General features: G+C 48.4%; 8 protein-coding genes. 6 read left to right on the forward strand and 2 right to left on the reverse strand.

Annotated elements, in window-relative coordinates; translation table 11 throughout:
- The first annotated feature begins 36 nt into the window (after nucleotides 1-36).
- Nucleotides 37-996, forward strand: a complete 960-nt coding sequence (locus PMG71_RS23400) for a 3'(2'),5'-bisphosphate nucleotidase (RefSeq protein ID WP_347179386.1) — start codon at nucleotides 37-39, stop codon at nucleotides 994-996.
- A 63-nt stretch (nucleotides 997-1059) separates the two neighbouring features.
- Here the strand turns inward: PMG71_RS23400 and nagA are convergent, their stop codons facing one another.
- Nucleotides 1060-2196 (reverse strand): N-acetylglucosamine-6-phosphate deacetylase, encoded by a 1137-nt coding sequence (nagA, locus tag PMG71_RS23405; protein WP_283756153.1) that lies wholly within the window; start codon nucleotides 2194-2196, stop codon nucleotides 1060-1062.
- 30 nt (nucleotides 2197-2226) lie between these two features.
- A complete protein-coding gene (locus tag PMG71_RS23410; protein ID WP_283756154.1) occupies nucleotides 2227-3363 on the reverse strand; it encodes an ROK family protein in 1137 nt (378 codons plus the stop codon).
- A gap of 71 nt (nucleotides 3364-3434) precedes the next feature.
- Between PMG71_RS23410 and purE the strand changes: the two genes are divergently transcribed.
- The 5 genes from purE (at nucleotide 3435) to PMG71_RS23435 (ending at nucleotide 9437) form a co-directional block, all read left to right on the forward strand.
- Entirely contained in the window at nucleotides 3435-3953 is a 519-nt protein-coding gene (gene purE, locus PMG71_RS23415; RefSeq protein WP_283756155.1) for a 5-(carboxyamino)imidazole ribonucleotide mutase, read from the forward strand.
- A 262-nt stretch (nucleotides 3954-4215) separates the two neighbouring features.
- The gene (locus PMG71_RS23420) at nucleotides 4216-5775 is read left to right on the forward strand and encodes an ammonium transporter (protein ID WP_283756156.1); all 1560 of its coding nucleotides are present in this window, start codon (nucleotides 4216-4218) and stop codon (nucleotides 5773-5775) included.
- 141 nt (nucleotides 5776-5916) lie between these two features.
- Entirely contained in the window at nucleotides 5917-6792 is an 876-nt protein-coding gene (locus tag PMG71_RS23425; RefSeq protein ID WP_283756157.1) for an SGNH/GDSL hydrolase family protein, read from the forward strand.
- Nucleotides 6793-6813: 21 nt separating this feature from the next.
- Nucleotides 6814-8010 carry a 4-hydroxy-3-methylbut-2-enyl diphosphate reductase gene (locus PMG71_RS23430; RefSeq protein ID WP_283756158.1) on the forward strand — a complete coding sequence of 399 codons (1197 nt, stop codon included), beginning with the start codon at nucleotides 6814-6816 and terminating at the stop codon, nucleotides 8008-8010.
- 14 nt (nucleotides 8011-8024) lie between these two features.
- Entirely contained in the window at nucleotides 8025-9437 is a 1413-nt protein-coding gene (locus PMG71_RS23435) for an ABC transporter substrate-binding protein (protein ID WP_283756159.1), read from the forward strand.
- The last annotated feature ends 397 nt before the right edge of the window (nucleotides 9438-9834 follow it).

Below are 9834 nucleotides of genomic sequence, written 5' to 3' on the forward strand. Positions count from 1 at the left end.
CATCTTCGAGAAATGATCACTTATATTAAGGCAACTATGTCCTACGATCGCGAAAAACAGGTAGCCATGGAAGCGGCCATCTTAGCCGCAAAACTCTGTCAGCAGGTACGCCAAGACATTCCAGAGGCGATCGAAAAACAAGATAAAAGCCCCGTAACCGTCGCCGACTACGGCTCCCAAGCCATCATTTGCAAAGCCCTCAAAGAAACCTTCCCCAACGATCCCATCGTCGGAGAAGAAGACGCAACCGAGCTACGCAAACCCGAAATGGCCGACACCCTCAACAAAATCCTCGGTTATGTGCAAAACCTCATCCCCGATGCCACCGCCGACCAAGTAACCGACTGGATCGATCGCGGAAATGGCTCCGTATCCCCCCGATATTGGACGCTAGACCCCATTGACGGCACAAAAGGCTTTTTGCGTCAAGATCAGTACGCCGTCGCTCTAGCACTCATTGAAGACGGGGATATCAAAGTCGGCGTGTTAGCCTGTCCCGCCATGCCCGTTGAAGGCTCAGAACCCGGTATGCTCTACATTGCCGTGCGCGGAGAAGGAGCGCAAATGATGCCCTTAGCAGGAGGAGAACTACAACCCATCCATGTCGTCAGTCCCGACGATACAGAAAACCTGCGCTTTGTCGAAAGCGTAGAAGCCGCTCACGGCGACCAATCTCGCCAAAACGCCATGGCTCAAGCCGTCGGTATCACCGCTCCCTCCGTGCGCGTAGACTCCCAAGCCAAATATGGCATCGTTGCCTCCGGCAAAGCCGCCCTCTATTTGCGCTTACCCTCACCCAAATATCCCGATTATCGCGAAAATATTTGGGATCATGCTGCCGGTGCAATCGTAGTTGAAGAAGCCGGAGGAAAAGTCACCGATATGTATGGAAAACCCCTCAACTTCGCCGATGGCCAAAAAATGATGAATAACCGGGGAGTTGTCGTCAGTAATGGCATATTACACGAGAAAATTATCGCCGTTTTAAACAGTTAAATTCCCTAGGGGCGGGTTCACAGAGATGGAGCAATAAAAACCCAAAGCTTAATCAATCCGCCCCTAACTTGCTAACCGCTCCCAACTTAATCCCCCTTCTTGCCCCTGCCAAGACCAACGCAATAAATCGGCTGATTCACCCACAGCAAGACCAGGCAAACCCAAAGCTTTCCTCGGATTTTCTGTCGCTAAACCAATCCCTTCTCCTAACTCGCAAATACCCCAACGCACTAAATTTTCTACCCCAGAAAACAAAGGTAAAGTCGTACCCGATAACGTTCCATTGAGTAGTCGCGCTGTTCCCTCCCTCACTTCAATTTCACGATTATCCCAGGGATAAACTCCATCCGGCAAACCCAAAGGAGCAAGGGCATCACTCACCAGAAAAATGTTCTTAGAATTCGCCCGCAATAAAATATCAACCATCGTCGGACAAACATGAATCCCATCAGCAATTAACCCACAATACACCTGAAAATTCACGAGGGCAGCACCCAACAAACCAGGGTCTCGATGGTGTAAACCCGGCATCGCATTAAACGCATGAGTTACCATCGTTGCACCCTGTTCAAAAGCCAATTGAGCTTGCTCTAAAGTCGCTTGAGAATGCCCCAGACTCACCGTAATTCCCAAGGAAGTTAAATAAGGGATAACTTCATCCGTAGCATCGAGTTCTGGTGCAAGAGTAATCACCTTAACAATTTCCCCATACTCTCCCAAGATCTGTTTCATATTTTCTACAGTTAAAGGCAGTAGATACTCCGCAGGATGAGCGCCCCTTTTTTCAAAATTTAAGCACGGCCCTTCTAAATGAACTCCTAGAGGTTTAGCGCCATTTTTTGGAGGAGTAAAATCAGCAAAAATCTTGAGAGAACGGTGAATATTTTCAATCGATGTAGTGACTAGAGTCGGGAGGAAATAGCTAATCCCTTGTTGCCAAAGAAATTGACAAATCTGATTGAGCTTTTCCTCGTCTGCTTGAGTAATTTCAGGAAAAGCTAATCCCAATGCACCATTAATTTGTAAGTCCATACCCCCTAAAGAGATCCAATCCCCTTGAACATCTAAGATGGGTGGCTCGGAACTCGGATGATTGTGGGAGGGTAAGATGGCTTCAATCTTACCCTCTCGAATCACTAAAGTCTGTTTATCTGCATATCCAGGCAGTTTGGCGTTAATAATATTCAGGTTAGGATTCATAACTGGAAATGGAGGATAGGGAGAATCTAATTATGGCAAAATGATGCTGGCATATTGGGCTGCACCATAGGCGGCACTGTCAGAAAGGGTATCAATAGACCATTCCACTCTGGTGTTTTTCAGATGGGGGAAAGAATGGTCAATTTCATGGCGAATCCAACCAATGGCATCGGTTTTAAATCTTTGATAGGAAGCCTCCGATGCATTGGGCTGTTTTTCCTGCGCTCCACCGGAGATCACAATTAGGTCGCAGCCCACAATATTAAGGACAGTGCGGGCAGCTCTTCCTAAGTTAGTAAAATATTCATGCCAGATATCCGTAACATCTTGTAGGGGATTTTCGGACTGACCCAGTTGGCGCAGGGTTTTGGCTACTTCCATGGGGTCGCCTTGTAGTGCTTCGGGTACATTGCCTTGGGCTTGTCGATGTTTGACCATGTTTCTGAGTCCGAGTAAGGAGGCTCTGGTTTCGGCACATCCTTTGGCTCCACATCCGCAAACGTCGGCTGTGTCGCTGCTATCGGTCAGGATATGGCCTAATTCGGCGGCGACTCCAGGAGCGCAGAAGATTTTGCCGTTGATGATTAAGGCTCCTCCTAGTCCGGTTCCGGTAATAAACTGAGCCATGGAGGAGGAGGATTGATGTTGGGTTTCTCTGACTGCATATTCTCGGTAGGCGGCAGCATCACCATCGTTGAGCAGGAGTGCGGGTAAGTTGAAGCTATCAGAAAGTTTTTGTTTGACGTTGACTCCTTGCCAGGAGTGGTCAATGTTGGTGGGATAAACGCACAAGCCTGAAGGATCGATGGGGGTGGGGCAACATGCACCAATGGCTTTGAGATCCTGGGGGTTGATGTTATGGGTTTTGCAGATTTCTGTGGCAGCGCTTTTAATGACGTTGATGGTGGCATCGGGGCCTTCGGAGGCGCGACTGGGGTTATCTAAGCGATCGCCAATCACCCCTTTTTCAGCATCCCATAATCCCAGTTTGACGGTGCTGGCTCCGATGTCGATGCCCAAATAAATGCTCATTTTGACCTCCGTTAAGCTTCCCAGATCTTGCCCTCTCCCTTTCATGTCCGCAGGAATATCCCTCTCCCACTCCGAGAGGGACTTCTGCTCCCCTTCTCCTGCGGGAGAAGGGGCTGGGGGATGAGGGGCAGCCATTACATAACTCATTTGAAATTGCTATATATTATGGCATCGTATCAAATCCTGAATCTCAATCCTCTATGCTTATGTCTGATCCTCTGGTGGGTATTATTATGGGTAGTGATTCTGATCTGCCCACGATGAAAGCGGCGATCGCCGTTTGCGAAGAATTTCAAATCCCCACAGAAGTCGCCATTGTCTCCGCTCACCGCACCCCCGAACGGATGGTTACCTATGCCCAACAAGCCCATCAACGGGGTATCAAGGTCATTATTGCCGGAGCAGGAGGCGCAGCCCATCTACCGGGAATGGTGGCTTCTTTGACCCCTTTACCGGTCATTGGTGTGCCAGTCGCTTCTCGCCATCTGCAAGGCCTCGACTCCCTCTACTCCATTGTCCAGATGCCTAGAGGCATTCCTGTCGCTACCGTGGCGATCGGCAACGCTCAGAATGCCGGACTCTTGGCCATCCAAATTTTAGCCACCCACCAACCCCACCTGCTGCAACAGGTTCAAGCCTATCGTCAACAACTCAATCAATCTGTAATTGAGAAACAAACCCAATTAGAGCGGCTCGGATATCAACATTACTTAGAAAGCATGTAATATAATTTTTTAATTGAATCTACAAAAAGTATTCAGTAATACAGAATAAACTCATCAGAATTGATGCAATCTATCTATCGTATTTGCGGAACCAATTCAAGGAGTAGCCAAGCTTAAGTAAACCTTAAAACCGGCATTGAGTTTGACTTTATCTTCTATTTGGACTGGTTCTATGAAAAGCTGGAAGGCTATTTGTCGTCCCCTACTCAGCGAGTAAACTGCATCTCCAAATTTATGCGGTCATTCTCAGATCAAGAAATTCATGGAAAGACAATCATTGAAAACTCAACGCCTTGATATCGGAGGGAGTCCGAAAAATCTCCCCAACCTCTGGGCTAACAAGTCCTGGAGGCAACAGCCCCCACTGAGTACCCTACGCTTGTGGTTCGGTCGCAGTGCCTTAAACTGGATAGCCTGTATTCCCCTATCCGCAATCATTGTCGTGATTTGGGAAGTGGCAGCCAAAGCCCAAGAAGCAGCCGAAATCGATACCGGATCTCCCGAATATATCCAAGGAGTCCTCAATACCATCTGGATTTTAGTCGCTGCCATCCTGGTCATCTTCATGAATGCTGGGTTTGGCATGTTAGAAACCGGATTTTGTCGCCAGAAAAATGCCGTCAATATCCTAGCCAAAAACCTGATCGTCTTTGCTCTAGCTACCCTAATCTTTTGGGCGATCGGCTTCTCCCTCATGTTTGGCTCCGGTAATGGCTTTGTAGGCGGTGGCGGTTGGTTCCTCAGTAGTGCCGATGCAGGAACCTACGGACTCGATCCCTTCCCTGCGGGTTTACCCATTCCCGTATTCTTCCTATTCCAAGCTGCATTTGCGGGAACGGCTGCCACCATCGTTTCCGGAGCAGTGGCAGAACGGATTGAGTTTATCGCCTTCATCCTCTTCTCCCTGCTGATTGTGGGCATTGGCTATCCCATCTCCGGTCACTGGGTTTGGGGGGGCGGTATGTTAAGCGATATCGGTTTCCTCGATACAGGATTCTCTGATTTTGCGGGTTCGACTGTGGTTCACTCCGTCGGCGGTTGGGCTGCTCTCATGGGTGCAGCCATCTTAGGGCCCCGGATTGGTAAATATGAAGATGGCCAAGCTCGTGCCATTCCCGGCCACAATATGAGTATCGCCACTCTGGGATGTCTAATCCTCTGGATTGGCTGGTTCGGATTTAACCCCGGTTCCCAACTGGCAGCAGATGAAGCAGTTCCCTACATTGCGGTAACCACTAACTTGGCTGCGGCTGCCGGTGGAGTATCGGCTACGATCGTTTCTTGGCTCAAAGATGGCAAGCCTGACCTCTCCATGGTCATTAACGGTATTCTGGCTGGTTTAGTTGGGATCACCGCCGGTTGTGATGGTGTCTCTTACTGGGGCGCTGTGATTATTGGTTTGATTGCTGGAGTCTTAGTCGTCTATTCCGTTGGATTTTTCGATAGCGTTCTCAAAATTGATGACCCGGTAGGTGCAACTTCAGTTCACTTGGTCAATGGGATTTGGGGAACTTTAGCTGTGGGCTTGTTTAATACCGAATCGGGCCTATTTTATGGCGGTGGAGCGAATCAACTGATTGCCCAAATCCTTGGTATTTTAACCATTGGTGGTTTTACGGTACTGCTGAGTACGATCTTTTGGTTAGCCCTGAAAGCAACTGTCGGTATCCGGGTTCATCCCGAACAAGAGTTTGAAGGATTGGATATCGCCGAACATGGTATGGAGGCTTACAGTGGATTCCTGAAAGAATCGAGTGTAGTGATGAGTTCAGGCATGGCAGATGCCATCAAGTCCTCTGGTGCTAAAGGTCACAACTCTTAGCTCTAGAGTGTCTTAAAGTAAACTGATTTCCTCTCACGAGAACCGCTAAGGATTCACGATTTTCCTTAGCGGCTTTGTTTTGTTAATGATCCGATCCTATGATGGGATTGGTAAATGCGTCTGTTGAATCGGTGTAGGGTTGTGTTCAGCCACAGAAAAAAAATTCCCATTTGGGTAGGATTATCCCTATCAGCCAATGTCGTCTTAGGTTTGTTAGCGATCCAGGGGCAACGCGAGATTGGCTCGGTGGAAGGGCGATCGCTCCTACCGGTGACGGATCAGCCTTCAGGTATCCCCGCTCAGGCCCAGATCCTCTCCGTCAGCGGCCCCGAAGAGAGCGTTAACCCAGACCCTTATACCCCCCAAAGTCATCATCTCACCTATCAAGAATGGGTGGAACTGCTGGCCAAAGAAGCCCAAGTTGCTGCCGCGAAACAACCGGAAAAGTTATCCATATTAGCCGGAGATTCGATTAGTTTATGGTTTCCACCCTCCCTCCTCCCCCCCGGACGCACTTGGCTAAACCAAGGCATTTCTGGAGAAACTTCGGCGGGGTTATATCGCCGCTTACCCCTCTTGGATGGGACGAAACCGGACACTATTTTTATTCTGATTGGGATTAACGATCTGCTCAAAGGAGTAAGCGATCGCGAAATCTTGGATAACCATAAGCAAATTATTCAAGACCTCAAATGGAATCATCCCCAAACCCGATTGGTCATTCACTCGATCTTGCCCCATCAAGGGCCACAAGCGACTTGGGAACAAAGAGACCGTCTGCTACAAGTGCCCAATGAACGAATTCGCCGACTCAATCAAGAACTGTGGGCCCTAGCCCATGCCCAAGGAGTATACTATCTTGATCTATATCCCCTGTTTGCAACTGCACAAGGGAGTCTACGGTCTGAGTTGACAACCGATGGTTTACATCTAAATCATCAAGGGTATTTGATTTGGAGTACCGCCATGCAAATGTTTAGCCAACATTACCTAGACTCTCGCCAGGGCTATCCCTAACTTGACAACACTAAACCATCCATGGATACCAAAGCCTTTTCTAGCACGCTCAAAAAATCGGAAAATTACCATCGCAAAGGGTTCGGTCACAAAGAGGAAGTGACCCAACTCATGAATACTGCTTATCAAAGTCCCTTGGTACAAAAGTTGCGCGACAATAACTATACGCTCACTGAGGGAAAGGTAACGATCCGATTGGCCGAGTCCTTTGGATTTTGTTGGGGAGTGGAACGGGCAGTGGCCATGGCCTATGAAACCCGCGAACATTTCCCCACGGAAAATATCTGGATTACCAATGAGATTATCCATAATCCGGCGGTTAATGACCATTTGCGTCAGATGAATGTGCAATTTGTTCCAGTAGAAGGGAATACGAAGAATTTCTCTGGGGTTCAATCAGGAGATGTGGTGATTTTACCGGCTTTTGGCGCAAGCGTTCAGGAGATGAAGGAGCTGTACGACAAGGACTGCAAGATTGTGGATACGACTTGCCCTTGGGTGTCTAAGGTGTGGAATACGGTGGAGAGACATAAGAAAAAAAGCTACACTTCTATTATTCATGGTAAGTATAAGCACGAGGAAACCGTGGCAACCAGTTCCTTTGCTGGGAAGTATTTAATTGTGCTGAATTTGGCCGAAGCGGAATATGTCTGTAACTATATTCTTCATGGGGGCGATAAGACGGAATTTTTGCAAAAGTTTAGTCGCGCTTGCTCGGAAGGGTTCGATCCCGATCGCGATTTAGCTGCTGTGGGAATTGCCAATCAAACGACGATGCTTAAAAGCGAAACGGAGCAGATTGGCAAGTTGTTTGAACATACCATGATGAAAAAGTATGGGCCGGATGTCTTGACGGAGCATTTTCATAGTTTTAATACGATTTGTGATGCCACCCAAGAGCGTCAAGACGCTATGTTAGGCTTGGTGGAAGAAAAACTGGATCTGATGGTGGTCATTGGGGGGTTTAATTCCTCGAATACGACCCATTTACAAGAGATTGCGATCGCTAGGGGCATTCCTTCCTATCATATTGATGGGGGCGATCGCATCTGGTCTGATAATCGCATTGAGCATAAACCTTTGGATGGCGACCTCACTATTGCAGAAAATTGGTTACCTTCTGGTGCAATTACCATCGGTATTACTTCCGGTGCTTCGACTCCCGATAAGGCCGTAGAAGAAGTGTTAGAAAAGATTTTTGCCGCTAAGGACGATTAACTGAGAAGGGAGATATGGCCCAAAAAAATGACACCCCCATTTTAATCATTGCCCTGATTGTTGGTTTGGGCGTGGTGGGTTTTGGTTTATGGTGGTTCCTGAGTCGGGGAGAACCAGAGATCCTCCCCACTAATTCCGCAACTGAAACCCAAAATGCCCCAGCTAACTTGGGCCCAGTGGAAGAGCGGCTCAGTCTGGGAGAGCGGTTGTTAATTGAGGAGGGGGCAACCCCTGAGAAACGGAGGGCTGTAACTGAGATCGCTGAGGGAAATTGGCAAGGGGCGATCGCCGATTTAGAAGCGTCCTTAGCCCTGAACCGCAACGATCCCGAAGCTCTAATCTATCTCAATAATGCCCGTATTGCTGGACAAAGAGCCTATACTCTGGCCGTATCTGTCCCGATTACCACCCAGCTCAATGGGGCCCAAGAATTGCTGCGCGGTGTCGCCCAAGCACAACAGGAAATTAACCAACAAGGGGGTGTCAAAGGGACTCCCATACAAATCCTGATTGCCAATGATGCTAATAGTCCAGAGTTAGCCGTTGAAATCGCCCAAAACTTAGTCGCTGACGATCGGGTTTTGGGCGTTATTGGGCACTTTAGTAGTGGGGTGAGTTTGGCCGCTGCTCCTATCTATGAAAATGGGCAGTTGGTGATGATCTCCCCCACCTCTACCTCCGTGGAGTTGTCGGGCAAAGGCAGTTATATTTTTCGCACAGTTCCTAGCGATCGCTTTACGGGTACAACTCTCTCTCGTTATTTGCTCCAAGGACTGCAAAAACAAAAAGTAGCAGTATTTTTTAACTCCAATAGCAGTTATAGCAAGTCCCTCAAAGATAGCTTTACCACTGCCCTATTTGCCGATGGCGGAGAGGTGGTATCGGAGCTAGATTTTGCCAGCTTAATGTTTAGCTCTAGTAATGCGGTGCAACAAGCTACCAGTCAAGGGGCTGAGGCGATTTTACTAGCCTCAGATTCTACCGTATTTAATGCTGCCCTGGATGTGATAGTGATTAATAATCGTCAATTGCCCCTCCTGGGAGGGGATAGTTTGTATAAACCGGAAGTCTTAAGTGTGGGTGGAGCAAAGGCGCAGGGAATGGTGGTGGCGATCCCTTGGCATTTTTTAGCCAATGCCCAATCTCCTTTTGCCCAACAGAGTCTCCAGTTATGGGGAGGACAGGTGAACTGGCGCACCGCTTTAGCCTATGATGGGGCGAAAGTGTTGTTAGAGGCGATCGCCCGCGAACCCAGTCGCTCCGGTATCCAGGAGACTCTAGTATCGCCCGGTTTTCAGGTCACTGGGGCATCGGGAACCCTTCGCTTCTTGCCATCAGGCGATCGCAATCAGAGCCTTCAGTTAGTCGAAGTTCAACCCGGTAATAACAGTGGTTTCGGCTATGATTTCGTGCCCCTAGGCGAATAATTATCCCTCTTCTGTCACTTTGCGAAAAAGAGGGCTGAAACCCTGATTCTTTCGTTAGCGATCGCAGGCTGTAATGACGGAAATTCGTAAGAATTTCCCAGAGTGACAGAAGAGGAATATATCAAGTCCGGTTTCCGCAAGCGGACAAGTCCGGTTTCCGCAAGCGGACATGAAAATGGGAAAAAAGAAGCATGAAAATGGGAAAAAAGAAGCGGGCAAGATGCCCGCACTCCTGCAATCCCTTGAGATTACTGGAGTGGGAGCATCTTGCTCCCTACATTTTCAATTGCTCCCTACATTTTCAATTGCTCCCTACATTTTCAATTGCTCCCTACATTTTCAATTGCTCCCTACATTTTCAATTGCTCCCTACATTTTCAATTGCTCCCTACATTTT

The organism is Roseofilum acuticapitatum BLCC-M154, assembly GCF_030068475.1.
Lineage (GTDB): Bacteria > Cyanobacteriota > Cyanobacteriia > Cyanobacteriales > Desertifilaceae > Roseofilum > Roseofilum acuticapitatum.